The organism is Hyphomonas sp. (genome assembly GCF_036964145.1).
In the GTDB taxonomy this organism is placed as follows: domain Bacteria; phylum Pseudomonadota; class Alphaproteobacteria; order Caulobacterales; family Hyphomonadaceae; genus Hyphomonas.
The window spans coordinates 132,089-158,983 of record NZ_JBALUC010000005.1 but is presented as its reverse complement, the minus strand read 5'-3'; the positions used below and the strand labels follow the sequence as shown (position 1 = coordinate 158,983).

General features: G+C 62.2%; 33 protein-coding genes. 15 read left to right on the top strand and 18 right to left on the bottom strand.

Annotated features, from left to right (window positions below; translation table 11 throughout):
- Window positions 1-8 precede the first annotated feature (8 nt).
- From V7660_RS15090 to V7660_RS15070, 5 genes are all read left to right on the top strand, one after another.
- Window positions 9-830, top strand: coding sequence for a S1 family peptidase (locus tag V7660_RS15090; protein ID WP_335604084.1), 822 nt, complete (start codon window positions 9-11; stop codon window positions 828-830).
- A complete protein-coding gene (pyrF, locus tag V7660_RS15085; protein ID WP_335603875.1) occupies window positions 827-1,726 on the top strand; it encodes an orotidine-5'-phosphate decarboxylase in 900 nt (299 codons plus the stop codon). The genes V7660_RS15090 and pyrF overlap by 4 nt, the downstream gene beginning before the upstream one ends.
- Before the next feature lie 99 nt (window positions 1,727-1,825).
- Window positions 1,826-3,982 (top strand): PQQ-dependent dehydrogenase, methanol/ethanol family, encoded by a 2,157-nt coding sequence (locus tag V7660_RS15080; RefSeq protein ID WP_335603874.1) that lies wholly within the window; start codon window positions 1,826-1,828, stop codon window positions 3,980-3,982.
- 48 nt (window positions 3,983-4,030) lie between these two features.
- On the top strand, window positions 4,031-4,570 hold the full coding sequence (locus V7660_RS15075) for a hypothetical protein (protein ID WP_335603873.1): 540 nt from the start codon (window positions 4,031-4,033) through the stop codon (window positions 4,568-4,570).
- A 59-nt stretch (window positions 4,571-4,629) separates the two neighbouring features.
- Window positions 4,630-5,454, top strand: a complete 825-nt coding sequence (locus tag V7660_RS15070) for a sulfotransferase domain-containing protein (protein WP_335603872.1) — start codon at window positions 4,630-4,632, stop codon at window positions 5,452-5,454.
- Here V7660_RS15070 and V7660_RS15065 read toward each other — a convergent pair.
- Window positions 5,438-6,118, bottom strand: a complete 681-nt coding sequence (locus V7660_RS15065) for a glutathione S-transferase (RefSeq protein WP_335603871.1) — start codon at window positions 6,116-6,118, stop codon at window positions 5,438-5,440. The two genes, V7660_RS15070 and V7660_RS15065, sit on opposite strands and share 17 nt — an antisense overlap.
- Window positions 6,115-6,411: a YciI family protein gene (locus V7660_RS15060; RefSeq protein WP_335603870.1), complete on the bottom strand. Its 297-nt coding sequence runs from the start codon at window positions 6,409-6,411 to the stop codon at window positions 6,115-6,117. The genes V7660_RS15065 and V7660_RS15060 overlap by 4 nt, the downstream gene beginning before the upstream one ends.
- A 137-nt stretch (window positions 6,412-6,548) precedes the next feature.
- Here V7660_RS15060 and V7660_RS15055 point away from each other — a divergent pair, with 137 nt between their 5' ends.
- Window positions 6,549-7,163 (top strand): TetR/AcrR family transcriptional regulator, encoded by a 615-nt coding sequence (locus tag V7660_RS15055; protein WP_335603869.1) that lies wholly within the window; start codon window positions 6,549-6,551, stop codon window positions 7,161-7,163.
- A gap of 233 nt (window positions 7,164-7,396) precedes the next feature.
- Here V7660_RS15055 and tsaD read toward each other — a convergent pair whose 3' ends face one another.
- Window positions 7,397-8,506: a tRNA (adenosine(37)-N6)-threonylcarbamoyltransferase complex transferase subunit TsaD gene (gene tsaD / locus V7660_RS15050; protein WP_335603868.1), complete on the bottom strand. Its 1,110-nt coding sequence runs from the start codon at window positions 8,504-8,506 to the stop codon at window positions 7,397-7,399.
- A gap of 75 nt (window positions 8,507-8,581) precedes the next feature.
- Here tsaD and V7660_RS15045 point away from each other — a divergent pair, with 75 nt between their 5' ends.
- The 5 genes from V7660_RS15045 (at window position 8,582) to V7660_RS15025 (ending at window position 11,586) form a co-directional block, all read left to right on the top strand.
- The gene (locus V7660_RS15045) at window positions 8,582-9,439 is read left to right on the top strand and encodes a hypothetical protein (RefSeq protein ID WP_335603867.1); all 858 of its coding nucleotides are present in this window, start codon (window positions 8,582-8,584) and stop codon (window positions 9,437-9,439) included.
- Between the two features lie 37 nt (window positions 9,440-9,476).
- Window positions 9,477-9,878, top strand: a complete 402-nt coding sequence (locus tag V7660_RS15040) for a globin (RefSeq protein WP_335603866.1) — start codon at window positions 9,477-9,479, stop codon at window positions 9,876-9,878.
- A gap of 240 nt (window positions 9,879-10,118) precedes the next feature.
- Entirely contained in the window at window positions 10,119-10,799 is a 681-nt protein-coding gene (locus tag V7660_RS15035) for a hypothetical protein (protein ID WP_335603865.1), read from the top strand.
- Between the two features lie 167 nt (window positions 10,800-10,966).
- Entirely contained in the window at window positions 10,967-11,104 is a 138-nt protein-coding gene (locus tag V7660_RS15030; RefSeq protein WP_335603864.1) for a hypothetical protein, read from the top strand.
- Window positions 11,105-11,283: 179 nt separating this feature from the next.
- On the top strand, window positions 11,284-11,586 hold the full coding sequence (locus V7660_RS15025) for a hypothetical protein (RefSeq protein WP_335603863.1): 303 nt from the start codon (window positions 11,284-11,286) through the stop codon (window positions 11,584-11,586).
- Between the two features lie 22 nt (window positions 11,587-11,608).
- On the opposite strand, the gene V7660_RS15020 is transcribed toward V7660_RS15025, so the two are convergent.
- Window positions 11,609-12,484, bottom strand: coding sequence for a class I SAM-dependent methyltransferase (locus tag V7660_RS15020; protein WP_335603862.1), 876 nt, complete (start codon window positions 12,482-12,484; stop codon window positions 11,609-11,611).
- A gap of 38 nt (window positions 12,485-12,522) precedes the next feature.
- Here V7660_RS15020 and V7660_RS15015 point away from each other — a divergent pair, with 38 nt between their 5' ends.
- The gene (locus tag V7660_RS15015; RefSeq protein WP_335603861.1) at window positions 12,523-12,951 is read left to right on the top strand and encodes a helix-turn-helix domain-containing protein; all 429 of its coding nucleotides are present in this window, start codon (window positions 12,523-12,525) and stop codon (window positions 12,949-12,951) included.
- On the opposite strand, the gene lepA is transcribed toward V7660_RS15015, so the two are convergent.
- Entirely contained in the window at window positions 12,948-14,753 is a 1,806-nt protein-coding gene (gene lepA / locus V7660_RS15010) for a translation elongation factor 4 (protein WP_335603860.1), read from the bottom strand. The genes V7660_RS15015 and lepA overlap by 4 nt on opposite strands.
- A gap of 183 nt (window positions 14,754-14,936) precedes the next feature.
- Between lepA and V7660_RS15005 the strand changes: the two genes are divergently transcribed.
- On the top strand, window positions 14,937-15,431 hold the full coding sequence (locus V7660_RS15005) for a YciE/YciF ferroxidase family protein (protein WP_335603859.1): 495 nt from the start codon (window positions 14,937-14,939) through the stop codon (window positions 15,429-15,431).
- A 118-nt stretch (window positions 15,432-15,549) separates the two neighbouring features.
- On the opposite strand, the gene V7660_RS15000 is transcribed toward V7660_RS15005, so the two are convergent.
- The gene (locus V7660_RS15000) at window positions 15,550-17,139 is read right to left on the bottom strand and encodes an AbgT family transporter (RefSeq protein WP_335603858.1); all 1,590 of its coding nucleotides are present in this window, start codon (window positions 17,137-17,139) and stop codon (window positions 15,550-15,552) included.
- Window positions 17,140-17,304: 165 nt separating this feature from the next.
- On the opposite strand from V7660_RS15000, the gene V7660_RS14995 reads away from it, so the two are divergent.
- On the top strand, window positions 17,305-18,402 hold the full coding sequence (locus V7660_RS14995) for an aromatic ring-hydroxylating dioxygenase subunit alpha (protein WP_335603857.1): 1,098 nt from the start codon (window positions 17,305-17,307) through the stop codon (window positions 18,400-18,402).
- A gap of 308 nt (window positions 18,403-18,710) precedes the next feature.
- A complete protein-coding gene (locus V7660_RS14990) occupies window positions 18,711-19,013 on the top strand; it encodes a GIY-YIG nuclease family protein (protein ID WP_335603856.1) in 303 nt (100 codons plus the stop codon).
- A 1,057-nt stretch (window positions 19,014-20,070) separates the two neighbouring features.
- Here the strand turns inward: V7660_RS14990 and V7660_RS14985 are convergent.
- From V7660_RS14985 to V7660_RS14930, 12 genes are all read right to left on the bottom strand, one after another.
- The gene (locus V7660_RS14985) at window positions 20,071-20,310 is read right to left on the bottom strand and encodes a hypothetical protein (protein WP_335603855.1); all 240 of its coding nucleotides are present in this window, start codon (window positions 20,308-20,310) and stop codon (window positions 20,071-20,073) included.
- A gap of 14 nt (window positions 20,311-20,324) precedes the next feature.
- Window positions 20,325-20,453 carry a hypothetical protein gene (locus V7660_RS14980; RefSeq protein WP_335603854.1) on the bottom strand — a complete coding sequence of 43 codons (129 nt, stop codon included), beginning with the start codon at window positions 20,451-20,453 and terminating at the stop codon, window positions 20,325-20,327.
- A gap of 22 nt (window positions 20,454-20,475) precedes the next feature.
- Window positions 20,476-20,718, bottom strand: a complete 243-nt coding sequence (locus V7660_RS14975; protein WP_335603853.1) for a YdcH family protein — start codon at window positions 20,716-20,718, stop codon at window positions 20,476-20,478.
- 97 nt (window positions 20,719-20,815) lie between these two features.
- A complete protein-coding gene (gene ruvB / locus V7660_RS14970; protein ID WP_335603852.1) occupies window positions 20,816-21,844 on the bottom strand; it encodes a Holliday junction branch migration DNA helicase RuvB in 1,029 nt (342 codons plus the stop codon).
- Entirely contained in the window at window positions 21,841-22,464 is a 624-nt protein-coding gene (gene ruvA, locus V7660_RS14965; protein WP_335603851.1) for a Holliday junction branch migration protein RuvA, read from the bottom strand. The genes ruvB and ruvA overlap by 4 nt, the downstream gene beginning before the upstream one ends.
- Window positions 22,461-22,964 carry a crossover junction endodeoxyribonuclease RuvC gene (gene ruvC, locus V7660_RS14960; protein ID WP_335603850.1) on the bottom strand — a complete coding sequence of 168 codons (504 nt, stop codon included), beginning with the start codon at window positions 22,962-22,964 and terminating at the stop codon, window positions 22,461-22,463. Before ruvC ends, ruvA begins: the two co-directional genes overlap by 4 nt.
- A gap of 78 nt (window positions 22,965-23,042) precedes the next feature.
- On the bottom strand, window positions 23,043-23,666 hold the full coding sequence (locus V7660_RS14955) for a fasciclin domain-containing protein (RefSeq protein ID WP_335603849.1): 624 nt from the start codon (window positions 23,664-23,666) through the stop codon (window positions 23,043-23,045).
- A gap of 204 nt (window positions 23,667-23,870) precedes the next feature.
- Complete coding sequence (locus V7660_RS14950; RefSeq protein ID WP_335603848.1) at window positions 23,871-24,167, bottom strand: hypothetical protein; 297 nt, start codon at window positions 24,165-24,167, stop codon at window positions 23,871-23,873.
- Between the two features lie 147 nt (window positions 24,168-24,314).
- Window positions 24,315-24,842, bottom strand: coding sequence for a hypothetical protein (locus V7660_RS14945; RefSeq protein WP_335603847.1), 528 nt, complete (start codon window positions 24,840-24,842; stop codon window positions 24,315-24,317).
- 120 nt (window positions 24,843-24,962) lie between these two features.
- Complete coding sequence (locus V7660_RS14940; RefSeq protein ID WP_335603846.1) at window positions 24,963-25,433, bottom strand: phage tail protein; 471 nt, start codon at window positions 25,431-25,433, stop codon at window positions 24,963-24,965.
- A gap of 60 nt (window positions 25,434-25,493) precedes the next feature.
- Window positions 25,494-25,724, bottom strand: coding sequence for a SlyX family protein (locus tag V7660_RS14935; protein ID WP_335603845.1), 231 nt, complete (start codon window positions 25,722-25,724; stop codon window positions 25,494-25,496).
- Window positions 25,725-26,034: 310 nt separating this feature from the next.
- A complete protein-coding gene (locus tag V7660_RS14930) occupies window positions 26,035-26,877 on the bottom strand; it encodes a hypothetical protein (protein ID WP_335603844.1) in 843 nt (280 codons plus the stop codon).
- Between the last annotated feature and the right edge of the window lie 18 nt (window positions 26,878-26,895).

Sequence of the window (26,895 nt, the reverse complement as noted above, 5' to 3'; positions counted from 1 at the left end):
CGGCTGTGATGCGTTCGTTTGACTGGGTGATCTACGCATTGGTTCTGGGCGTTGTCGTCTGGACCATGTTCTCGCAGGATCCGCAGGCTGACGCGCCGGAGCCGCCCCCGAGCGTTCTTGAATCCGAAGGCCCGACGCTGCCGCCGCCCTCTCCGCTGGATGAGCAAGTGCTGGTCCAGGTCAGCGAGCCCAAGGATGGCATCGGCACGGCCTTTGCCGTCAACAAGAATGGCCAATGGGTCACCGCCCGGCACGTGGTCGATGGATGCAATTCCGTCGGCCTGCTGGTGGCGCCGGGCCAGTATGTGCCGGTTGATAGCATCGTGGTCGATCCGGACCATGACCTTGCCCTCCTGTCGACGGGGCGCAGCCCGAATTCGGTCAAGCTGGACCTGAATTCTCCCCTCCGCATCGGTACGGCTGGCTATCATGTCGGCTATCCGCAGGGGCGGCCGGGTGAGGTAGCCACGAAACTCATGTCCCGCTCCAAACTGATCACGCGTGGTCGCCGCGAAGGCGCCGAACCGATCCTTGCTTGGGCCGAAATTGGCCGGACACGCGGCCTGTCCGGGTCACTGGGCGGCATTTCCGGGGGGCCTGTTTTCGATGCCTGGGGCACGGTCCGGGGTGTGATCGTGGCGGAAAGCCCGCGCCGGGGCCGTATCTATACCGCCGCGCCGACCTCTCTGGACGCCTTCCTGACCAGCCTCAGCGTCGAACGCGAGGATGGCCCGACCGAGACCTTTGCCGAGGAGACCTACGGCCCGATGTCTGACAATGCCCGCCGCCGCCTGCAGGTCGTGAAAGTCGCCTGCCGGGTGACGCCATGACGAGTTTCGCCTCCCGTCTCATCGCTGGTGCCCGCCAGATTGGTCCGCTCTGCGTCGGGATCGACCCGCATCCCGGCCGCATCCCGGATCTGTTCGGCGGCGATACGCCGGACGGTCTTGCGGCCTGGGGCGAAGCCGTCGTGGCCGCTGCCGCGGATCGCGCCTGCGTGGTGAAGCCGCAAGTGGGGCTGTTCGAGCGCCACGGGCCGGAGGGCATGCGCGCCCTGCAACATGTGTGTGAAGCGTCGAAAGACGCGGGCCTTCTCGTCATTGCAGATGCCAAGCGGGGCGATATCGGCACGACAGCCAAGGGCTATGCGGCGGCCTATCTGTCAGACGCCGCGCCTTTCCCGTCAGACGCCGTGACGGTGAACCCCTATATGGGGCTCGACACGCTGGAGCCATTCATTGAGCAAGCCGAGGCGAACGGGAAGGGGGTCGTGGTGCTCGCCCGCACGTCCAATCCCGGTTCAGCCGATTTCCAGGCAAGAGACCTTGAGGGCGCGCCGCTCTATGCGCGCGTCGTGGAAGCGCTGGCTCCGGCCATCGCGCGCCTCAAGGGGAGCGAAGACTGGTCCAGCCTGATGCTGGTCGCTGGCGCAACCGGGCCGGATGAGGCACGTCGGCTGAGGCAGCTCGCCCCGGACGCGCTCTTCCTCGTGCCGGGCTATGGCGCGCAAGGCGGCGGCGCAGAGGATGCGCTGGCTGGGTTCAAATCGGTCGGAAACCGCCTCGAAGGCGGCGTTGTGAATGCGTCCCGCTCGGTCACATTCCCGGCTGGGTCCGACACGGCAGCCAGCAAGGCGGAGTGGCGCGTCCTGATCGAGGCGGCCATCGAAGCCGCGCAGGCAGACCTTTCGGTCCATACGGGTCAGGCCCGCGTGGCCCCCGCCTGACCCAAAGACAGGTCTCGACAATCGGCCTGCCTTCTCTACTCTTCTCATCGAGCACGGCATCAGACCGTTTGCAGAAACAGACCGGGGAGAGAAACGGCCATGGCGAACTGGCAGTCCACCTTGATTGCGGGAGCATCCTTCGCAATCCTTGCTGCCTGCGGGCAGGCAAAAACCGCAGACACCGAACCCGCAGCGGAGCCGGAAGCCTTCGCGGCCGTCGACACCAACCGCATCAGCACGGCGAGCGCCGGTGACGAATGGCTCACCTATGGCGGCACCTATGACGAGCAGCGCCATTCCAGCCTGATCGAGGTCAACACGGAAACGGTCTCGGACCTTGGTGTTGCGTGGACGTATGATCTTGCGACCAATCGCGGTGTGGAATCGACGCCCATTGTCGTGGACGGCGTGATGTACGTGACCTCTGCCTGGTCGCTGGTCTATGCACTCGACGCCAAGACCGGCGAGGAATTGTGGGTCTATGATCCGGATGTCGACCGCGCCGTCGGTGTGAAGGCCTGCTGCGATGTCGTGAACCGCGGCGTGGCCGTCTATGACGGCAAGGTCTTTGTCGGCGTGATTGATGGCCGACTTGAGGCGCTTGACGCCGAGACGGGCGAAGTCGTCTGGAGCAAGATCACCGTCGACCAGTCGAAGCCCTACACAATCACCGGCGCGCCGCGCGTGGTGAATGGCAAGGTGCTGATCGGCAATGGCGGCGCAGAGCTGGGCGTGCGCGGCTATCTCACCGCCTATGATACCACCACCGGCGACAAGGTCTGGCGCTTCTACACTGTGCCGAACCCGGAGAAACAGCCCGACGGCGAGATATCCGACGCCGCCTTTGAAGACATCGGCAATGTGACCTGGGGTGATGAAGGCGCCTGGGTCACCGATGGCGGCGGCGGTACGGTCTGGGATTCCATTGTCTATGATGACGTCAACGACCAGATCATTTTCGGCGTTGGCAATGGCTCGCCCTGGAACCGTGAGTTCCGCGATCCGTCCGCTGGCGACAATCTCTTCCTGTCCTCCATCGTTGCGGTTGATGCCGCCACGGGCACGTACAAATGGCATTTCCAGACCACGCCGGGAGACAATTGGGACTATACCGCCACGCAGACAATTATCCTGGCAGACCTGCCGGTTGGTGAAGATGGCGAAAGCCGCCGCGTGGCCATGCAGGCCCCGAAGAATGGTTTCTTCTACGTGCTGGATGCCGAAACCGGCGAGTTCCTGTCCGGCGATGCCTACGTGCCGATGAACTGGGCGACCGGCCTCGATGAGAATGGCCGGCCGATTGAAATTCCCGACGCCCGCTATGGCACGGTGCCCTACCAGCAGCTGCCGGGACCGCTCGGCGCCCATAACTGGCACCCAATGGCGTTCAATCCGGATCTGAACCTCGCCTATATCCCCGCGCAGGAAATCCCTCAGTCCTATGCCCGCGACTCGCGGTTCGAGACCCAGCCGGTCGGCTGGAATACCGGCGCAGACTTCGCCGCTGGCGTGCCACCGATCGCGCCGCCGGAAGTTGCCAAATTCCTGCGCTCGACCCTGAAGGGCCGCCTGATTGCCTGGGACCCGATTGCCCGCGAAGCGCGCTGGTCGGTCGAGCATGACAATGCCTGGAATGGCGGCGTCCTCTCCACGGCGGGCGGTCTCGTCTTCCAGGGCAAGCTGAATGGTGACTTCGCAGCCTATGATGCGGCGACCGGTGACAAGCTCTGGAGCCATGACCTGAAATCCGGCGGCGCGTCCGGTCCGGGCACGTTCATGATTGATGGCGAGCAATATGTCACCATCACGACCGGATGGGGCAGTGCCTTTGGCCTCTCGGCTGGTTTTGCCTATGACGAGACGGTTCCGTCCACGGTTGGCAAAGTGGTCACCTTCAAGCTGGGTGGCACGGGCGAAATCGCCGATCCGGACTTCCCGATGATCGACAAGACGCCGAAGGGCGAAGCGTTCGGGGATGAGGCCCTGATTGCCGAAGGCGCGGTTCACTATGCGCGTAACTGCACCGTCTGCCACGGTCCGCTGGCGGTCAGCTCCGGCGTGCTTCCGGACCTGCGCTGGTCAGCCATCTCTGGGCATGCCGAATCCTTCAAGGGCGTCGTGATCGACGGCAACCTTGCCGCCAATGGCATGGTGTCGTTCGCCGACCATCTGACCCCGGAAGAGGTGGAATCGATCCGCGCCTATGTTCTGGCGCAGGCCTATGCCGCCGTGCCGGCAGACGCTGGCGACAACTGATCGTATTGTGAGTAGCGCGGTCTGTCGGGCCGCGCTACATACACAGTCATGCACATCCTGCTTCTCATTCTGGGTATCCTGACGACGATCGGCATCTGGTCGTGGCGGATCCAGATGGCGCGCCGTGGCGCGAAGGTCGCGATGGACACGGCCCGCACGATCACTAATGCGCCGCGCCGCTTCACCTTCAGGTACAAGGCCGGACGGGGCGGCATCGGCCTGATCGAGGATCCGCGCGAAGCCGCCGCCATCATGATGATGGAAGTCGCCCGCGGCCGGGAAGGGCCCCTGACCGAGCGGCAGGCCCGCACCATCGATGAAGAGATCATGCGCAATTTCAACTTCACCCAGGCCGAGGCCGATGAATTGTCCGCCCATGCTGCCTGGGTTACCAATTCCGCGCCGGACCCGCAGGCCGCCATGCGCAAGCTGAGCCAGTTGGTGGTCAGCGCGCCCCAGCTCGGCCCGAAAGAGATCGTCGATCTTGATGCCATGCTGGTTGCCGTGTCGGAGGCCGAAGGCGTGCCAACGCGCGAACAGCTCGCCCTGCTGCAGGTGTTCAGAGACAAGGCAGGCCTGAAGACCTGAAGTCCCAACAGCTGAACAGCGCTTGCGCCCCCCGCTGGCGCGCAATAGGGATTGTGGTCATGTCAGAGTCACTTCCCCGCGAGTATCGCGCCAAGGTTCGCAATGAATCCTGGACGAATTTCTCGGTTCTCCGCCATGGCCGGTTTGACGGCATGCTCGTCACGTCAAAGAATTCCGGCACGCATTGGCTCAAATACATGTTGGCGGTCGCGCTTGCAGAAACTCACGGTATTCCCCACCCGACCTATTTTTCAGAGAACGCTGTACGCCCCTACATCGGTTGGCCGAAGGACGATGCAACCTTTGCGGAATTGCCGTCTCTCGCTTTCAGCCACACGATTCCGCACCAGCTTGCAGAGTGGGGATGGGCACGCAGCCTGGCCGACCTGCCACCCTATGTGCTCGCCGTGCGCCATCCCATGGCCATCCTCGCCAGCCATCACGCCAAATGGGAATATGACATCCAGGTTGATTGGCTGACCTATCTGAAGGGCGACCCCGGCGGGTCTAAATATCGCTGTGACCTGTACTGGCTCGCGCGCTTCTGGAATCGCTGGGGCGACATTCGCGCCCGTCACAGCGACACGATCCATGTCGTCCAGTATGAGCAAACGCAGAAAGATCCCCGCGCCGTGCTGCAAGCCGTGTCAGACCATTGGTCGCTTGACCTCCCGCCCGAGGCCATTGACGTCGCACTCGCTGCTGGCACCAAGGACGCCATGGCGCAAAAGATTGATCCGGATGCGGAGCCGAACGTTCTGCAGAATCGCAAAACGTCACTATCGGAACTGTTCACCGGCGAGGCGATGGATATCTATACGGATCATATCCGGACCTTGTTCCGGCACGATCTCGACTATGATCTGCTCACTCTTCCGTCGTGAGATAACCGCTTGAGCGCCCGTCAGCCGTATATTTGATCCACCACGACTCGGATTCCGCCTGCTGCTCCAGCTCAAGGAAAAGCGGGTCTTCCAGAATGGCGGCAGAATACTCTGCGGCTGCACCGCTCAGCGGCAGGCCATAGGTGCGAAAGCGCGTGACTACAGGCGTATAGAATGCGTCCGCCGCGCTCCATTTGCCGAACAGGAATGGGCCGCCCTCGCCATGTCCGGCGCGCAACTCGTTCCACATTGTCTGGATACGGGCAATGTCCGCCTCAAGCGCTTCGGTCATCTCCGGCGCGGGCTCGCGGCCGCGAATGTCCATCGGGCACGCCTTGCGCAGCGCGGGGAAGCCCGCATGCATCTCGCTCGTCACGGCGCGCGCAATGGCGCGCTTGCCCGCATCTTCCGGCCAGACATCTCCGGCCGGGGCCCAGTCCGCAATCCATTCGGTAATCGCCAGGCTTTCCCAGACCGTGACATCGTCCCAGATCAGCAGCGGCACCTTCGCCGTCGGGCTGATTTCCTTCAGCTTGGCTGACGTGTCCGGAAAGTCGAGCGGCACGATCACTTCCTCGACGGGCAAATTCACCCGCCGGGCCACGAGTAATGGCCGGATCGACCAGCTGGAATAGTTCAGATTTCCGAGGACGAACTGTCTCATGTCCGTTTGCCTTCTCCGATCAGCCATTTCGTCTCGCGGATGTCGACGCGCGCGAACACGCCGGCCCTGGCATAGGGGTCCTCAGTGGCGAGCGCCTGCGCCGAGGCGAGGTCCTCTGCTTCCACCAGGAACAGGGAGCCGATCATGGCGCCGTCTTCCGACAGGAGCGGCCCGGCCATGCGCAGCCGGTCTCCCAGTCCTGCCGCCCATTCGAGGTGGGCAGACCGGGTGGCGGCGCGCAATTCGGCCCCATCGGTTTCATTGTCGAGATTGTGAAAGCAAAAAAGAGGCATGCGCGGCGGCTCCAGGTTAGGTCTGTGTCTTCCGTTCCTATGCCACACTGCCACCTACGTGCCCATACTCCCAAAAAGAGGAACCGATGGGCTGAATGAATCGTTGATCCTTCAGTATCAGCGAGTAAGGTGGCGCCATGAATGATATAACAGACACCCGCCAGCAGATTCTGGAAGCCGCGATGGAACGCATCGTTCACTATGGCTATTCCAAGACCACGATGTCGGAGATCGCCAAGGACTGCAACATGTCCGCCGGCAACATCTACCGCTTCTTCGCCTCCAAGCTCGACATTGCCGAGGCCATTGGCCGGAAGTTCAACTCGGAACTCTATGAGACCTATGCAGGCATATGCCGGAAGCAGAATACGGCGGCGGATCGGCTGCGCCAATTCTTTGAGTTCAGCATGGAGCGCACCTATGAGGCGCTGGAAGAGAAGGACAAGCTTGTCGAGCTGGCCGAGACGCTGGCCGATGAGCGGCCCTTGTTCATGAATGAACAGCTGGCGCAGGAGCGGGTCTACCTCGTCCAGATCCTCGAAAACGGCATTGAAGCGGGGGAATTCCGTCCACTCGACCGCAAGGAAGAGGTGGCCGAGATGATCCAGGCCTCGATGATGAAGTTCCGCTTTCCCCAGATGTTCTCGCACCTGACCTTGCCGAAACTGAAGCGGGAATTGGCCGGTGTGATGGATCTGGTTCTCGCGGGATTGTCCGTCGGGGCGACCGTGCCGGAGCGGCACATAGATTAATTACTGAACGATTTTGAAATTATTCATTGATTAGTGTTCACGTGCTTGCTATATGGCCATCACAGGCAACGATGGTTGCTGCCTGAAACGCTGAAAGACCAGATCAATGACTCTCTCCAAGACCGAAGCTCGCCAGTCCCTGGCCGCCTTGCTTGCGGCGCTCCCGATGGCAATCGCCATCCTGGCGGCGACCTATTCGCTTGCTGAATTTGCAGTATAGAAGTGCGGCCTGATCAGGCCTTGGCGCCCCGGCGGCCCGTTGTGTAGACAGGCGCTGAGTTCGCCGCCGCTTCATCAAGCGGCCAGCGGGGTCTCGCCCCGGTGCCAAGGTCCCCGGCCTCGCCTTCGACGAGGCCCGCCGCCAGTCTTTCCGCTCCGGCCAGAGCGATCATGGCGGCATTATCCGTACAATGTCTCAGCGGTGGCGCAATCAGGCGCGCACCTGCGCCTTTGGCCACGTCGTCCAGCGCGGCGCGGATGGCCTTGTTGGCAGCGACGCCGCCCGCCACGACAAATCGCTTCGTGCCATCCCCACCCGGATCAAACGCCTCCAGTGCCATCGCGGCCTTAGTCGCAAGGATGTCGGTGACTGCGGTCTGGAAACTCGCGCAGAGGTCCTTCATCCGGTTATCATTCATCGTGTTCTCGGCTGCTGCGCGGGCAACAGCCGTCTTCAGCCCTGCAAAACTCATGTCGAGGCCCGGCCGGTTCAGCAGCGGGCGGGGCAGGGCAAAGGCCTGCGGGTTGCCACCCTCTGCGAGGCGCTCGACCGCAGGTCCGCCCGGAAAGCCGAGCCCCAGCGTCTTGGCCGTCTTGTCGAAGGCTTCGCCCACCGCATCATCAATCGTCGAGCCGAGCCGTCGATAGTCTCCGAGGCCGCGTACTTCCAGGAACTGGCAATGCCCGCCCGAAACCAGCAGCAGCAAATAGGGGAAGGGGCAATCATTGCCGAGCCGTGGGCTCAGCGCGTGCCCTTCCAGATGGTTCACCGCTACGAAGGGCTTGCCCGCCGCCTGCGCGATCGCCTTGCCGGTCATCATGCCAACCAGCACGCCGCCAATCAGGCCGGGGCCGGCTGTGGCCGCCACCCCATCGAGCTCTGAATAGGAAATCCCCGCTTCATGCATCGCGGCCTTCACGGTCAGGTCGGCAAGTTCCGCATGCGCGCGCGCGGCAATTTCCGGCACCACGCCCAGATACGGCGCATGCTCGTCCAGCTGCGTGCGGATTACGTCGGAGACCAGCTCGGCGCGCCCATCCTGCAGGCGCAGCACGGCGGCGGCGGTCTCGTCGCAGCTCGTCTCGATGCCCAGAAGTGTCAGCGTTTGGCTCATAGGGGGCATGTAAGCCCCCGCGCAGGATTTGGAAAGCTTGCCCCGCAGGCCCTATACTCAATCAAAACAATGGGAGAAACGATCTTGGCGACACCTTTCCGGTGGAATGTCGCCCGGCGGGAACAGCTGGGCGGCCTCATCAGCGGTCTCGCGCCCGGCGCGCCGCTCAACGACATGTTCCTCGAATCCCTGCGCTCGACGGCGGCGCGGGTGCTGGCCCATGCCAATACTTCAGACCTCGCTTTTATCGGCCGGACGCCGGAAAGCCTCTATGATTACCTGTCCGGATGCTTCGAGGGCCTGCGCGATGTGCCCAGTCTTCACCTGGTCCAGTATTCCCTGCGCAATGCCGGGTCGATCAATCAGATCCCCGAGCCTGCCCTTGCGGGATTGTTCGACTATCTCAATTCCGAAGGTCTTGGCCCCAAGGCCATCGCCTCGGGTCCGCGCCCGATTGCCCTTGTCGATTTCGTGGCGACGGGCGGGACGATGGAGAGCGTGATCCGCCTCATGAAACTGCAGGCCGAGCGGGAAGGACAGGACTGGACCGCTGTCCAGCGCCGCCTGCGAATCATCGCCCTGCGTGTGCGGACCAAGAACGCGCCCAATACATGGCGCTGGCAGCAACATCAGGACTGGCTGCATTTCATTCCGGACACGATCATCCGCAATGTGTCGGCCCCGGCGGCGTTTCTCTACTATCTCGGTAATGACCAGCCCAAAGTAACGGCCTCCTTCCATCCGGGCCGCTGGGCCGAAGAGACCGGCGGCGCGCGCCGCCCCAGTCGCGACCAGCAGGCCGCGCTCGATATCGCCGTCCAGCTCTATGACCTCGGCCGCACGCGGGAGGAACGCCAAACCCTCGCCCGCCGCATTGCCCGCCACCACAAGATGCGCCAGCGCGCCACACGGGGCCTCGTCCTCAAACTACGCGGCGGATGAGCTTGCCACGCCGGGCGGTCGCCCGGTAGGATTGCTTATGACTCAGACCGCCCTCATCATTGCCTCGCTCGAACACTTCGGCGAGCTCTGTGGCGACCCCGTATCGCGCATTTACACGCGTTTGTTCGCCCAGCATCCCGAATATGAAGACCTGTTTGCCATGGACACAGATGGCGGCGTGCGTGGCTCCATGCTGGCAACCTGTTTTGACTGCATCATTGGCATCGCCGAAGGCAACGACCTGCCGAAGTACGAACTTCAGGCTGCCCGCATGACGCATGAGGGCTATGGCGTTTCGGAAACCCAGCTTGATGCAGTATTCATTGCTATCCGCGATACGTGCCGCGAGGCCCTTGCTGAAGCGTGGACCCCCGCGATCGAGGAAAGCTGGATCGAATTGCTGGCGCGGCTGGCGACCATCGGCCTGCAGGAGGTCTGACTGCCCTGAGCCATCCAGTGCGGGGCCGGGATGTAAATTCGCTTCCCCACCCCATATAGATGCTACGAACACATCCGTGGAAGCGAACCCCATCATGTCTTCCAGCCCTGTCGCATAGGCAGGGGTGGCAGAGCTGTTGAGGAGGCGTCACGCGCCTGCCACATGACACAGCATTGCAAGCCCCTTCCGGGCAGCTTCGCCACGGGCATCTTTCTTGTGCTCCGTACCGGGAACATTTTGATGAAAAACACGAGTAGAATATCCGTCGGCCAGATGCTTGGCGGACTGGCTGTATGGGGTGTGTTGGGGCTTGCTCCGATTGCGCAGGCCCAAACGACCATCCCCGATAATGCCAGTGAAAGATCTTATGCGGATGGCTGGGCCTGCAATGCCGGGTTCAGGGCAGAGGGCGATGAATGCACAAAGATCCCCGTGCCGGACCATGCCTATGCCACCGACTCCGCTTACGGGCGCGGCTGGGAATGTCATTACGGTTTCGCCCGGAAAGATGCGATTTGCACCGCCATCACGGTGCCGACGAACGCGTATCTCGATTCCTTCGGGACAAGCTGGTCCTGCGCCCGGGGCTATGATTCAGACGGGTCGATTTGCGCCAAGATAACCGTGCCGCCGAACGCTCACCTGACGGACACCGAATATGGGTCAGGTTGGGAATGCGAACACGGATACGCAGAGAGCAGGGACGCCTGTGAGAAGATCAAGGTGCCCGAATATGGCTACCTCTCCAGCAGCGCCTATGGCGAGCGGTGGAAATGTGAACGCGGATATCAGAAGTCCGGAGGCAATTGCGTACCTGTGGTGATGCCGACGAATGCGCATCTCAACTATGCGGGGGATGGCTGGGCCTGCAATCGCCCCTACGAGCAACTGGGCACGATCTGCGAGATGCCGGCAAGATAGACTGGAAAACAGGTTAGTTTTCTGAACGCTGTAGCCCGCGCACCTTGTAATTGATGCATAAAAATCCGTAAGGAAACTATATTATTTCTGGCCTGATGTATGTTCGCTTGAGTCCCCCATATTAGGGAGACGGAACATCATTTCCGTGAAAACCGAAAGACAATATCATGTCCGACCATAAGAACGAAAAGAACCAGGACAAATCCGTCAAGAGCGCCGAGGCTCCGAAAGCACCTCAGCAGCAAGCTCCCGCGGCTGGCAAATCCCAGCCGAGTGCTCCGAATGCCAATCCAGCCAAGAAATAGGACTGGACCGCTTGATGGCGTCCACCGGGCGGCCTCAGAGCGGTAGTGATTCAGCTCCGGGGCCGGAAATGGCCCCGGAGATGGTTATTCTTCCCTGACTGAAAACTCAGAAGATTGATTAAAGCGTGATCCGAATCCTCGGGCACGTTTCCATGCGCTTCAAATAGGGAGACAACTTAATGGTCAATCGCATTACCAAGAACATGGTCACCTTTCGCAATCCCTTCTGCCTGGGCGAGTTGGATGGCGAATACCCTGCTGGCGACTACACGGTCGAGACCGAAGAGGAACCGATCGACGGCGTGGCATTCCGGGCGTTTCGCCGCATTTGTACGACCCTCATCATCCGGCCGCCATCCGGCAAGACGGGAACTACGCGCTTTATTCCGATCGACCCGGCAGATCTGGAATCCGCAATAGCGAATGACTACCGCGACATCGCGCGTGCCGGGAATGAAGGCATGCAAAAAGGCGGCCTCTGACCCGCTTCACTGCGAAGGTTCATCATGATTGAGCTGTCGTTTTCCAGCAAGCAGCCGTGAAGACAATCTCGGCCCCCTCGACAAATTCCATCAGCGCGCCCCGGACCGCTTCGATCACCTTGTCGCGGGTCTCCTCGTCCACGCCCTGTGCCATCGCATAGCCGACCGGTCCCATCAGCGAGACATAGAGGTCCAGGGTCGAGAGGGGAAAGCGGCAGGGCACGTTGATCTTTTCGCTCGCAACATCGCTCCACCCGGCCTCTGACAGGATGCGCTCCACCCGCGCGCTATCGGCAAAGCCGAACTGGCCCCGCGCGTTCGGCTCCCGCTCCGGCAGGCCGGGCAGCAGGGGACGGGCGGCGGTCTCGGCGGCGGTCATGAACGGGTTCTCCTCCGGACCGCGCCAGCTGAACATGATCAGGTTTGTGCCCGGCTGCGCGGCGCGGTTCAGATTGCGGAAGGCGGCGACCGGGTCTTCAAAGAACATCACCCCGAACCGGGACGTGATCATGCCGAACCGTCCGGCCTCGAAAGGATGGGTCTGCGCGTCGGCGACGATGAACTCCGCCGTCGATCCGGTCTCGGCAGCGCGTTTCCTCGCATGGGTGATCATGGTTTCGGAAATATCGAGCCCAAGACAGTCCGCGTCCGGCCCCAGCGCCTCAGACATGGCCAGCGTTGTCGCGCCCGTGCCACACCCGATGTCCAGCACAGACGTCGCGCCTGCCGCCGTCACCGCCTTGACGAGAATGTCCGCGAAGGGCTGGAACGCCGTATCCAGCAGGGTCTGGGCCCGCACCCAGGCCTTGCCGCCCACGCCGTTCCACATCTCTTCCTGATCCTTGTTCGCCATGCTCATCGTGCCGCGCTCCTTGTCTTTGCGATCTTGTGGAGGCATCCTGCCACTTCAAGCCGACTTGAGGTCAAGAGTGTATCATGGAAATTTCCGACGTTGCCAAACAATCCGGAATCCCGGCGTCCACCCTGCGCTATTATGAAGAGCGCGGCCTGATCCGCTCGACGGGGCGGCGGGGGCTCAGGCGCCTGTTTGATGCGGATGTGCTGGAGCGTTTGGGCCTCATCTCGCTCGGCCGCGCGGCGGGCTTCACACTGGACGAGATTGCCGCGATGATGTCCCCGGAAGGCCCGCGCATCGAACGCGCAGCCCTCATCGCCAAGGCCGACGAACTGGACAAGAAGATCCGTCAAATGACGATCATGCGCGATGGCCTGCATCACGCCGCCAAGTGCCGCGCGCCCAGCCATATGGAATGCCCCACCTTCCGCCGCATCCTCCGCGCCGCCATGACGGGGCGGATTTCGCCGAAGGCTAGTCCTGTTGGGCTGACAGGCCGGAAGGGCTAGTCCCCATCCATCCGCAACGCGGCCACAAATGCTTCCTGCGGAATCTCGACCTTGCCGAACTGGCGCATGCGTTTCTTGCCGGCGGCCTGCTTGTCGAGCAGTTTCCGTTTCCGGCTGGCGTCACCGCCATAGCATTTTGCCGTCACGTCTTTCCTCATGGCACTGAGGGTTTCGCGCGCGATCACCTTGCCGCCAATCGCGGCCTGGATCGGAATCTTGAACATCTGGCGGGGGATGAGGTCTTTCAGACGTTCGCACATCTGACGACCCCGGCTTTCGGCGCGGTCACGGTGGACCAGCATGGCGAGCGCATCGACCGGCTCGTCATTGACCAGAATCTGCAGCTTGACGAGGTTCTCGGCGCGGTGGCCGACAATCTCATAGTCAAAGCTCGCATAGCCCCGGCTGATCGATTTCAGGCGATCATAGAAGTCGAACACGACTTCGTTCAGCGGCAGTTCGTATTTCACCATCGCCCGTCCGCCAACGTATGACAGTTCGGTCTGGATGCCGCGCCGGTCCTGGCAGAGCTTGAGGATGCCGCCAAGATATTCGTCCGGTGTGTAGATCGTCGCATTGATCCACGGCTCGCGAATCTCGCTGATGCGCACCACATCCGGCATGTCGGCGGGGTTGTGCAGTTCGATCTCGGTGCCGTCCGTCATCGTCATTTCATAGACGACGCTGGGGGCGGTGGCGATCAGGTCGAGGTCGAACTCGCGGCTGAGACGTTCCTGGATGATTTCGAGATGCAGCAGGCCGAGGAAGCCACAGCGGAAGCCCATGCCGAGCGCGGCAGATGTTTCCATCTCCCACGTAAAGCTCGCATCATTCAGGCGTAGCTTGCCCATCGCGGCGCGCAGATCGTCAAAGTCGCCCGCATCCATCGGGAACAGGCCGCAGAACACGACCGGCTGAACGTCCTTATAGCCTGCCAGAGGCTTGTCGCAGGGGCGCTTTTCTTCCGTGATCGTATCACCGACGGCGGTTTCGCCAACTTCCTTGATCGAGGCGACAAGGAAGCCGACCTCGCCCGGCCCGAGGGCGTCGGTTTCGGTAATCTTCGGATTGAACGTACCGACCTTGTCCACTTCATAGACTGCGCCGGTGCGCATCATCTTGATCTTTGCCTTCTTCTTCAGAACGCCATCATGAATGCGCACGATCACCACCACGCCAAGATACGGGTCGTAATAGGCGTCCACCAGCGCAGCTTTCAGCGGCGCATCGACCTCGCCGGTTTTCGGGGCGGGCAGGCGCGTCACGATGGCTTCCAGCGTTTCGGCGATGCCGAGGCCGGTTTTGGCAGACGTCTCGATGGCATCAGAGGCATCAAGCCCGATCACATCCTCGATCTGGGCCTTCACGCGCTCCACATCGGCGGCTGGCAGGTCAACCTTGTTCAGGACGGGCACGATCTCATGGTTCTGGTCGATTGCCTGATAGACGTTTGCCAGCGTCTGCGCCTCGACGCCCTGCGAGGCGTCCACGACCAGCAGCGAACCTTCACAGGCTGCAAGGCACCGGCTGACTTCATAGGCAAAGTCGACATGGCCCGGCGTATCCATCAGGTTCAGCGTATAGGTCTCGCCATCCTGGGCGGTGTATTCCAGACGCACGGTCTGGGCCTTGATGGTGATGCCGCGCTCTTTCTCGATATCCATCGAGTCGAGCACCTGTTCCTTCATCTCCCGGTCAGTCAGGCCGCCGCAGGTCTGGATCAGGCGGTCGGCCAGCGTCGACTTGCCATGGTCGATATGGGCGATGATGGAAAAATTCCGGATTTTGTCGCGTGGTGTCATGGGCGGGATATAACCGCGCTTTGGCCTCGCGGGAAGCGTTCTCGTTCAGGCGGGGCCCGGTTCTGGCGCCGTCAGGTGCAGAATGTCGCGGTTTTCCATTAAAATCAGGAAACTCCGGAACGAACGGGCAGGCCTTCCATTGATTCTGCGTATCACGAACACGTACTCAGGAAGGATTTCCCCATGAGCATCACGACCCTCCAGGACCTCTATATCGACCAGCTGCAGGATCTCTACAGCGCCAATCGTCAATCTCTCAAGGTGACCGAAAAGCTCGCCGAGAAGGCCCACAATCCGAAGCTGCAGGACGCACTGAAGCGCGGCGTCAGTGGCATCAATGACGGGATCAACGCCGTCGAAGGGCTGATCCGCAAGCACAAGGCAGATCCGCGCGGGGAATTCTGCCAGGGCATGGAAGGTCTCGTCAAAGAGGCCAAGGCCCATGCCATCGACGCCGAGATCGAGGATGGCGACGTGCGCGACGCCTCCATCATCTCCCAATACCAGCGCATGACGCACTACGCGCTGGCCGGCTACGGCACCGTGCTGGCCTTTGCTCGCCGCCTCAAACTGACAGACGACGCCGACCAGCTGCAGACCTGTCTCGACAATACCTATTCAGGTGACCGCGAGATGTCGCAACTGGCCGAAGGCGAAGTGAACCGCGAAGCGGCCTGATCCCGACCCACAATTTCACCCCATAGACGGTGGTCGGCTGCCCCATAACTCCGGCCGGTCGCCGGGGTGGGAGCCCGGTCTGGCATCTGCCAGGCCGGGTTTGCCCTGTCTGACTTAGCTACCCGCCCGTACCCGGCACGGTGATATGCGCCGGGGCGCCGGGCCCGAAATCCATGCCGAGGAAAATCCACCCCATCATCAGCACGACACCCGTCAGCAGCATCCAGACCGAATAGGGAATCATCATCGCTGTCAGGCTGCCCAGGCCGAAATCATCCTGCCAGCGCCGTGCGAACACCAGGATCAGCGGGAAGTAGACCATCAGCGGCGTGATGATATTGGTTGCGCCATCCCCGACGCGATAGGCTGCCGTTGCGCCTTCCGGGCTGATCCCCAGCAGCATCAGCATCGGCACCAGCACAGGCGCCAGCAGCGCCCATTTCGCACTCGCCGAGCCGACAAACAGGTTCAGCAACGCCGAGAATAATACGATCAGGCCCAGCACGATCGGCAGCGGCAGGCCGCTGTTCTGGATCGCATCGGCCCCGTGCACGGCCGAGATCAGGCCAAGGTTCGACCAGCCGAACATCGCCACGAAATGCGCCGCCGCAAAGGCCAGCACGAGATAATAGCCCATATCCTTCATTGCCTCGGCCATCATGTTCACAAGGTCGCGGTGATTGTTGATCGTGTTGGCCGCCGCGCCATAGGCCCAGCCTGCGGCGAGGAACAGGACGAGGAACCCTGCGACGAGGGAACGGAAGAACGGTCCGGCCTTCTGGTACCACGGGTCGCCCTCGGTGCCCGGCCCATCGGCCAGCAGCGGCGTGCCCGGCCCGAACGTCATCAACGCCCACAGCGCGCACACGCCCAGCACAGCCAGCCCTGACATGCGCAGGCCCTTTTGCTGGTCCCGGGTGAGGGGCTTGTCCTCATCGCCCGCCTGCACGGCGGCCTCCGGCCCCGGAATCCATGTGCCAAGGCGAGGCTCGATGATCTTGTCGGTCACATACCAGATAACCGGCAGGTAGATCACCAGCAGTGCGATGATGAAATAGGTGTTGCCGGCAATGTTCATGGCCCATCCGGCGTCGATATTGCTCGCGCCATAGGCTGCCTCAGTTATGCCGAACAGGAGCGCGTCCAACTGGCCCGGTGAGATATTGGCGGAAAACCCGCCCGACACGCCCGCAAACGCCGCCGCGATCCCGGCCAGCGGATGGCGCCCGGCCGAGGCGAACAATATGCCCGCCAGCGGGATCATCACGACATAGCCGGCATCGGCGGCATGGTTCGACAGCATCGCCACCAGCGCCACCAGCGGCGTCAGCAGGAATTTCGGCGCATTGCGCACCGCCGCGCGGATCGCGCTGGAGAACAGGCCTGAGCGCTCGGCCACGCCCGCGCCCAGCATCACGACCAGAACATAGCCGAGCGGATGGAAGTGGGTGAACGTCTTCGGCATCTCCACCCAGAGGCGCTGGATGTTCTCGGCCGAGAACAGGCTCGCCGATTCGATCACCAGCGGCGTGCCTGCCTCGGTTATTTGGGTCGGGTGCGGCGCCGTGAGGCTGGCCCAGGCCGCGATCTGCGAGATCACCATCAGGGCAATAATCAAATAGAAGAACAGGAACACCGGGTCCGGCAGGCGGTTGCCTGTCTTCTCCACCCATCCCAGGAATCCCTTGTTGACTGCTGTCTCGGCCATGCCGCTCCCCCTCAGTGTCCTCACCAAAGGCGACACCTTATTGCCAATCGCCGCGCTGGCAATATTCGGCCCGGATCGGGGCGCAGTCCCGCGACAGCCCGCGCTCTGGTTCCCCCCGGTCAAATGCGGTAATCAGGGACCATCGTCACAAGACCGGTCCTGCCCATGCCAGATACACAACACACCGCGCCCAAGACGGGCATCACCGAGGAGGGCTACCTCACCGACAGCTGGTATCTCGCGGCCCCGTCGACCGACCTGGCCCCGGGCAAGCAGCATCGCATCATGGTGCTGGGAGAGCCTGTCGTGGTCGGCCGCACCCCGGCAGGGGAGGCGTTCGCCCTGCGCGACATCTGCCCCCACCGCCTCGTGCCGCTGTCTGCGGGCCAGCAGCTGGAGACCGATGGCGAGTGGACGCTGCAATGCCCGTATCATGGCTGGCGCTTTGGCACGGATGGCGGCTGCAAGCTGATGCCGTCCCTCACCGACGACAGCCCCTATGACCCGTCCAGGGTAAAAGTGCGCCGCTATCCGGTGCATGAGGCCAATGGCGCGGTCTATCTCTATGTCGCCCACAATCCCCGCGCGGACACGCCCCCCGCCGTGCCGCCACCGGAATTCGGCCCGCTGCCGGACAAGCCCGGCTTTGTCATCCATGACGTGTTCAACGCCCATATGGATGATGCCGTGGTCGGCCTGATGGACCCGGCCCATGTGCCCTTCGTGCACAATCAATGGTGGTGGCGTCCGCCTTCCGTGGGCCTGAAGCTGAAGGAAAAGCCCTTCATCCCGACGGAGCGCGGCTGGGCGATTGACCGCCATCCGCCCAGCTCGAACTCGAAATTGTATCGCTGGGTCTTCGGGGATGATGTGGAAACCGAGATCCGGTTCCAGCTGCCCGGCTATCGCTGGGAGATCATCTCGAATGACAAGGCCCGCCTGCTGACGCTCACCTGCCTGACGCCTGAGGCCCCGAAACGCACACGGATCACCCAGTTCACCTGGTGGACCGGCGCGCCGCTGCTCCACCTCGCCGTGCCCATCGCCAAGCCGATGGCCCGCAAATTCCTGCGCCAGGATGGCGACATGGTGGATTTGCAAAATCAGGGCATGGCCCACCAGAAAGCCATGATGTGGATCGACGACATCGACATCCAGGCCAAATGGTACCAGCGGCTAAAACGTGAGTGGACGGAATGCCGGACAGAAGGGCGCGACTTCGCGAACCCGATTGAGGCGCGGGTGTTGAGGTGGATGAGTTAGGGAGCTCAGATCGTTTATTGGGTTATGGCTCGTTGTGGCTGTCGGTTGGAGAGTTTTTATTTTGCCCTAGCAGGGAAGTGAAGGGGCCATCCTCTCCTCCTGGCGTCACCCCCGACGCGCAGCGTCTGGGGGCCCATCGCTGAACGGGGCAACCGGATGCGTCCGGTGCGGGGGCGTGCGAGTTTCTCCACACGGCGCATGACGTTCTCTGTAATATCGTTCAGAGATGGGTTCCCAGATGGCCTGCGGCCATCGGGCATGACGCAATTTTTGTTCTTGTGTAGGGAGGTTTGGGAAGGGAGCTGGGCATGGCCAATGAGGACCGCATAATTGCCGTCTACATGATGGCCAATCGCAAGCAGGGCGCGCTCTATACCGGGGTCACGTCCCACCTTGTCCAGCGCGTCTGGCAACACCGCGAAGGCGTGTTCCGGGGCTTTTCCAAGACGCATGGCTGCCGGATGCTTGTCTGGTACGAACTGCATGATGAGATCAGCAGAGCGATTGCGCGTGAGAAATCCCTGAAATCCTATCGGCGGAAGAGCAAGATCAATCTGATCACGGAGCGCAATCCTCATTGGAAGGATTTGTGGTTCGAGATCACGGGGTAGGGAGCGGTCTGCACTCCTGGCGTCACCCCCGACCGCATTGGCGGTCTGGGGGGCATCACGGGACGACGCCATATGAGCGAGGGGCATTGCACGCCCGCAATCCCTTCACCGCGCAGGACGTTCCGGGGGCATCTTTCAGAGATGGGTCCCCAGACGCTGCGCGTCGGGGATGACGCGTGAGGAAAGACGGTTTCCTCTCCCCGCCTCTCCGGCGCATGCCGGGGAAGCGGTGTTTGTGGGAGAGAGATAGGCTTCCCCGCAGGCCCCTGCGGAGGCAGGGGCCCATCTCCGGATGTTTCCTCCTGTGCATGAGGGAGCAGCAGGAGATGGATACCTGCATTCGCAGGTATCTTCGGAGGTGAGGTTTTGATCCCGTATCCGCCTGATACCCCCTTACCCCATACTAAGCATCTGCTCTCACAGGAGCCGGATCAGGTACCGTTCTGGTTGTGGGGGCAGGGTCAGGAGGGTGCGGGTCGGGGCGACGGTCCGATGCGCGCCTAGGCAGGTCAGGCCAGGGTGGGCTTGCGAAAGCAAGTTGGGAATCCGCCTCGTCCGGCAGCCCGGGAGCAATCCCCGGATGGGCCATGCGTGGGAAAGCACGATGGATCCGTTCGCGCGGCGCCGGTAACGAAGACCCGGGACCATGGGCCCCCTTGAGGGTGCTCGCCGAAATTCCTGGCCGGCGCGGCGGGCGGTAACGCTCCATTCCGTAGCCATTCCAAACTCAAGGCGGAGCGCCACGGCGCCCGCCGCGCCTCGGCTTCGCCTCGCGGAGCTGGAATGAGGGATACCCGGATGGCGAGTGCCAGTCCGGATGTTTGTGCAGGGAGGACATCAACCCCGCAATCCTGTCATCCCGGAAAGCGCACCGCGCTTATCCGGCCACAGCCCGCGTCCGTGCTTCGACTTCGCTCAGCATGAGCGCGCATAAAGCAAGGACTCATCCTGAGCGAAGTTGAAGGATGACGGGTGCGCACGAAGCTATCGGCGCAGGCTCCCGGCTATTTGCTGGCGCACATTCCGGGATGACAAATATCTCTGTCTCCGAACAATCTCAGCTCACGAGGAGGGTGCAGAGTTCCTGCAGGAGTTCCACTTCGCGGCGGTGCAGCCGCGCGCATTCCTCCTCGCTGGCGGCGGGGTCCAGCCGGCATTCGAGCTGTTGCAGGGCGTCCATGGTCTCATCATAGGCATCGGCCAGATCCGAGAATCTCGGATTGGTCGATTCCAGTTCGAGAATGCGGTCCACGGCGTCCGGGAACTCGCCGACCAGTTCTCCGATATGGTGCGTCATGTTCTCGGCTCCGCTTACAAATCCCCTTCGGACTTGCCGGATTGTTTCCACAGCCACGCCGTCAGGCCGGCCCCGATCAGCAACAGGCTGGCAAAGCCGAAAAGGGCGGCAATGGCCAGGGCATCAACGCTCAGATTACCCATGATCCGGTTCCCTCATATCCGCTCAGGCGGGGGCGGTCAGGATGGTGTGAATTTCATCCTTGAGCGCCATGCGGTGCTTGCGCAGCTGGGTCTGGAAGGCATCGCTTGCCGGCTCCACATTTGTCTCGATGCGGTGAATCTGGCGGTTCACCTCATGATAGTCGTCGGCGAGGCGGGCAAAATGTCCGTCGGTCTCCTTCAGCGCATGGATGCGCTCGGCGGCGTCCGGGAATTCCTCGACGAGTTCGTGGGGGGTGTGAGACATGTGGATAGGCTCCCTGATCTGGTGTGTCTGACCCTATCAGGACATGGGGCGCAGCCGCGCGGAATCGGGAAAACTACGTACCCCGCCGGGCAGGGGGCTATTTTTCGCCGAACAGGCCCGTCTGCTGCCCGCCAGGACTCGGGAGGCCAAGGCGTTCATAGGCCAGAGGCGCCGCAACCCGGCCCCGCGGCGTGCGGGCGACATAGCCTTTCTGCATCAGGTAAGGCTCGATCACGTCTTCCACCGCATCGCGCGCCTCCGACAGGGCCGCCGCCAGCGTTTCCACGCCGACCGGCCCCCCGGCATAGGTTTTCACCAGCGCATGGAGATAGCGCCGGTCCAGCGCATCGAGGCCATCGGAATCGATTTCCAGCCGTTTCAGCGCGCTCGCCGCCGATTCCTGGGTGATAGATCCGCCATCGGCCTCGGCAAAGTCCCGTACCCGGCGCAGCAGGCGCAGCGCGATACGCGGCGTGCCCCGCGCGCGGCTGGCGATCTCGACGGCGCCTTCCTCCGTGATCGGCGCGGTCAGCTTGCGCGCTGCGGCCATGACGATGCGGGCCAGTTCTTCCGGCTCATAGAATTCGAGCCGCATCGGGATGCCGAACCGGTCACGCAACGGCGTTGCGAGCAGGCCGGCCCGGGTGGTGGCGCCGACAAGGGTGAAGGGGGACAGGTCCAGCCGCACCGACCGCGCGGACGGGCCTTCGCCGATGACAATATCGAGGGCGTAATCCTCCATCGCCGGATAAAGGATTTCCTCCACGACCGGCGGCAGGCGGTGGATCTCGTCAATGAAGAGGACGTCATTGGGCTCGAGATTTGTCAGGATCGCCGCCAGGTCACCCGCCTTGGCAATGACGGGGCCGGAGGTCGCGCGGAAGCCGACGCCCATTTCACGGGCAAGGATCTGCGCCAGCGTCGTCTTGCCGAGCCCCGGCGGGCCGAACAGGAGGACATGGTCCAGCGCCTCTTCGCGTTTGCGGGCCGCATCGACATAGACTTTGAGGTTCGATTTTGCCTTGCGCTGCCCGACATAATCATCAAACGCCTGCGGGCGCAGCGCGCGGTCCAGCGCGTCGCCACCTTGCGCATTGGGATCAGAAACGGTGCCCTCACGGCTCATCGTGCGAGTTCCTTGAGGGCCGCCTTGATCAGGAGGCTGACATCATCGTCCCCGGCATCCTTCGCGGCGCTGGCCACGGCGCGGGCAGCATCGGACTGGGCATAGCCGAGGTTTGCAAGCGCCGAGATCGCCTCGCTCCGCACGCCAGTGGTTGCGGCGACGGGCGCGCTGGCTAGGCCGGCGACTTGCGCAGTCTCGAACTTGCCGAACCGGCCCATCGGCGGCGGCTTGCCAGCCAGTTCGCCCGTGATCCGCTCGGCCAGCTTCTTGCCGACGCCCTTCGCCCGCGTCAGCACGGAGGCATCTCCGAGCGCGATGGCATCCATCAATTCCGCTGGCGTGATTGCATCGAGGATCGCCATTGCGGCCTTGCCAGCCACGCCATGCACATCCTGCAGGCGGACAAACCAGGCGCGTTCCTCATCCGAGCCGAAGGCATAGAGCGTGATTGCCGCTTCGCTGACCTTGGTCTCGACATGCAGCACGCTGGTCTCGCCGACATGGACCTTGGACAAGAGCCGTGTGCCGGCCATGCAAACATAGCCGACGCCATTGACGTCAATCAGGATATTGTCCGTGCCGAGGGCGGCGACGGTCCCGGTCAGCCTGCCAATGATCATGCCGCGCCCCGCTTCAGGTCCAGCGGCAGATGGTGGGCGGTACAGATTGCGCAGGCAAGGGCGTCAGCAGAGTCCGATTTCATCTCTCCAGCGCGGGGCAGCAGGCGTTTGACCATGAAGGCCACCTGGTCCTTGTCGGCCGTGCCCGTGCCAACAATAGCCAGCTTGATCTTGCGCGGGGCAAATTCGGCGACGGGAACACCGGCCATGGACAGCGCCGCCATGGCTGCGCCGCGTGCCTGGCCAAGCTTCAGCGCCGAGCGGGGATTGGCATTGACCAGCGTTTCCTCCACGCCCGAGGCATGCGGGCCGTAATGCCGGGCCAGTTCGCCGACCGCCTCGAAGATGCCGCCAAGCCGCTCCGACATGGCGAGGCCGGGGTCAACCGAAATCACGCCATGTGCAATATGGGCAAGCCGGGCGCCGGTCTGCTCGATCACGCCCCAGCCGGTATGGCGGAGTCCGGGATCAATTCCGAGAATACGAATCGTGACGGTCATGGCGCCCATCCTATCAGCGGGATGGGTTAATGACACCTTGCATTTTCTCTATTTGTTCACATGCGTTGCAGCGCAAACCTATTCGGTCTCGCGCGGCACCAGCACGGAGTCGATGACATGGACGATGCCATTGCCGCCCTCGACATCGGTTTCGAGAATGCTGGCCTGGTTGATCATCAGCTGGCCGCCGCCCATGTCCCGCACCGACAGGTCGAGCCCGTTCAGGCTGGCCGTGGGCACGCCCTCTTCGGCAGGTGGCACAGTGGAAGCGCGCACTTCGCCTTCGACAATATGGTATTCCAGCATCCGGACCAGCTTGTCGGTATTGTCGGGCTTCAGATAGTCTTCGAGCTGGCCTTCAGGCAGGGCGTCGAAGGCGTCATTGGTCGGCGCGAAAATCGTATACGGCCCACCTGTGGCGAGGGTCTCGTCGAGACCGGCCGCTTCGATGGCGCCATACAGCGTGGACAGGCGCGGATCGGCGGCTACGGCGTCCAGAAGATTCGGGCCGGAGGCGACCATGTCTTCCCGGTCTATCGTGTCGGTGAAGGTCTCTTCTTCATCCGGGGCAGGGGCGATGTCGACATCATCCGCATAGGGCTGGACCGGGTCCTGCGGCGCAGTCCGGGTTTCCGGGGCATCATCGGAACAGGCGGCCAGGAACAGGGCGGCCATAGCGGGAACAAGCAGGGAGCGTTTCATGAGCGGGGATCCTTTCCTCCGGCAGACACTGCGCACTCAACGCGCGCCGCAGACTTTGGTTCAGCGGCCTGGATCAAAATTTCGCGGCCCCAATGCGCGCTGACTGTGCCGCGCACACGGAAACGGCGGGCAAGTTTCATTGCCCGCCGTTCCGAATTCCTGCGGCGCCCCCGTGTTCAGGGCGTCCGGCTCAAATGTGCGCGATTATTCCTCGCGGTCGTCTTCCGGTTCTTCCACATCGACGGTCGGCACGTCGACCTCTTCTTCGACCATCACGACTTCAGGAACGAGGACGGTCTCGGTTTCGGTGCCAACCTCCACTTCGCCGGTGTCCACATCATATTCGGGGATCTTGCCGGCTTCGGCGTCAATGGCGACATCCACATCCGGCAGTTTGCCCGGTTCGGTCTGGTCCACATCGATCAGCGTTGTGGCGACCCAGACGGCCCCGACAATTGCAACGACCGCGACGACAATTCCTACGACTTTTCCTGTACTCATGAGCGAGAGTTTCCTTCTTGTTACTGTGCCGCAAAAGGCGCGGCTCGCGAAGATAACGGCGGTGTAATGGAATCGTTCCGGCCAGCACCTGTGCCCGGAGCGGCGGGGCCGTCCGGTTATATAGGCTGAATTACAGGAAGGCAGCGGTCAGGGCGGTGCGCGGGCCGGGCTGACCCGGCTGATCAGCGCGTTGCCGAACTGGTCCCGAACTGGTCCATAAAGTGTCCATAAGATGTACGGAGTGGTCCTTACAAAATCGGACGGTACATCGAGGCCGCAGGGCAGGTCGCTTGCCAGCGACGGGTTCTGCCAGCGCGGCACACGCGGCGGCGTGTAGGTGTAGGCATTGTCCGGCCTCGGCGCATCGCCGATATAGCGGATGAAGACATTGCCGTATTTATCGACCGAGACGAAGACGCGCCGCCCCGTGCGTTTGCGCCAGGCCGTCAGTCGCGCAAGGTTCCACCACAGCCACGGCCAGCAGAAGGCCCACACATGGGCAAAGAAGGGGCGATAGGCCGGGTCCATGCGGCGGAGTGTGGCATGGTGGGGAGGCCTGTCGGATATCTTGCCTCCGTCATCCTCCGCGATGGGGAGGCCCTCCGGAGACCCATCTCCTGAATTCGCCACAGCAGCGCGCGGCGCTTTCTGCAGCGCCTGCGCGCGGGGCGGCACATGACGCGCCCGCCGCCGTGGTCAGAGTTGGGCCCCCAGACCGCTATCGCGGCCGGGGGTGACGCATGAGGAGAGCGCGGGATGTATCCAGCAGGCTCGCAATCTCCCGGGCCGGCCCGCCTAGCTTCGCGACGGATAAATGCCTTGCGTCACGACGCAGTGTTTCAGCGCGAGCCAGGGTGGTGGCATATTGTTGCCGGCGGCGGAGTCGCCGAGCGGGTTTGCCGCGCCATCATGCGCAAGCGCCGGGCCGGCAATGTTAGACTCCGTGCCGCCGCGCGCGCCCTGCCGGCGGTCGGTCAGGCCGAGGCCCTGGCCTGCGCCCACCACAACGCGCCCGCGCAGATCGGGCAGGGCAAACGTCGTGCGCCCGTCGCCGCCATAGAGTGTTCCGAGCAGGGAGAAGAGGGCGGTGTTCTCATTGATCGGCAGCAGGCGGCCATCGGCTTCCAGCGTGCCCCGTGGACAGAAATTGAAGCCCACCGTCATGATCTCGCCGAGATATGCGTCCGGGCCCGCATGGGCTGCAGGCGCAGCCCCCGCCATGAGTGCGCCTGTCAGGGCTGCCGTGAGTGCAAATTTCTGAATCATTCCGTGTCCTCCCAATATGGAGGATTCACTCTATGACGCTGTGCGGGCGTGGCAAGCTCGTCATGCGCCCTTAGTAATGAGGGGCCGGTCCACGGGGGCCGCCTGGCCGGTTGACTGCTCGCTGTCGGCGACGCGTTCGGCGAGGCGCGCAACCTGCCGCTCCAGCCGCTCAATCAGCTTCCATTGCGCGGTGATGGCCGCGTTCAAATCCTCAATCGTCTGGTCCTGATGGACCACACGCATTTCAAGCTCGTCGAGGCGGGCGGAGTCTGGTGAAGGGCTGTCAGTCATGAGGGGGGATTAGCGCTGGAGGCGGGGCGTGGCAATGTCGAGCCGGTGGGCGGTGACAGTGGCTGCGGCGGCAATGTGCGGGGGGAGGGTGGGCCCGGGCAACGCCGATACCCACCAACCGGACTCGCCGCAGACACGGCACGGTGGGTATCGCTCCGCTCAACCCACTCTGCGCTTGCCAACGAAGTTCCCAAACATCCGCGCCGTCAGCGAGCCGGATTACTTGCAGAGTAATTTCGTGAGCGCGATGAAGCGTGTGCAGGTGATGTTGCGGTGGCTGGGCTGGCCGCTTAAGTGACACACCTCAAGCCTACTGTATCCATGTCGGCAAAATCGAAATGTCGATTTTTTCTGCAAGTTCTTCAAGGTCGTCCAAAGATTCGACAACCGCACAATTGTTCGGGTTTTCGACCCGATATGGGTGATCGATCGGTAGGTTTTTGACCTGCTCGATTGCTGCTCGGAGTTGCCTTTGAAGCCAGACATAACGACCAGCCACCTTTGGGTCGGAGTGAGTTAATCCGCATTCGATCAAGTTTTTAATGCTTGCAAGGTATCCTGGATGTAGGTCGGGTTCATGGCCGACCGACTCCACTACGGCTTTCCAAGACACATAGTCGATGTAATCACGTCCATCTGCATCAGTTACAATGAAACTTTTGACGTATTCTTCCTCTTGGTCCGCCGTGTTTTGCCAAGATTTACCGGTGCGCGCGGCTTTATACACCGAACTGTCAATAAGAACTCTAGGTACTACAGCAGCCTTGGATTCGAGTTCATATGCAGAAACGAGCGCGGGTCCAAAAACTTGTTCATTCGTATGAAAAAGCTGGCCAACTGTAATAGCACCACGGACCAAAAATCCCTGATAGGCAAGGGTGATGAGTTGGGTGGCGATGGCATCCACTAACCAGAAGACCGCTGATTCCTCATTGATCTTATACGAAACGACAAGACAATCAGAGAATTGCGAAACTTTCTTGCTTTCGAAGCCTATATACATATCGCCAATCTCTCCAAGCAACTTCATTGCGTCGGAGACTCTAGAGATATGCTCGGCATCAATCAAAGTTCGATGCACGTGCTCTTTGAAGCCCAAGAAGTCTACAAAAAGTACAATGCGTTTCTCGTATTCTGAGGGAGGTTCGCTCATAATTGAACCTCTTGCATC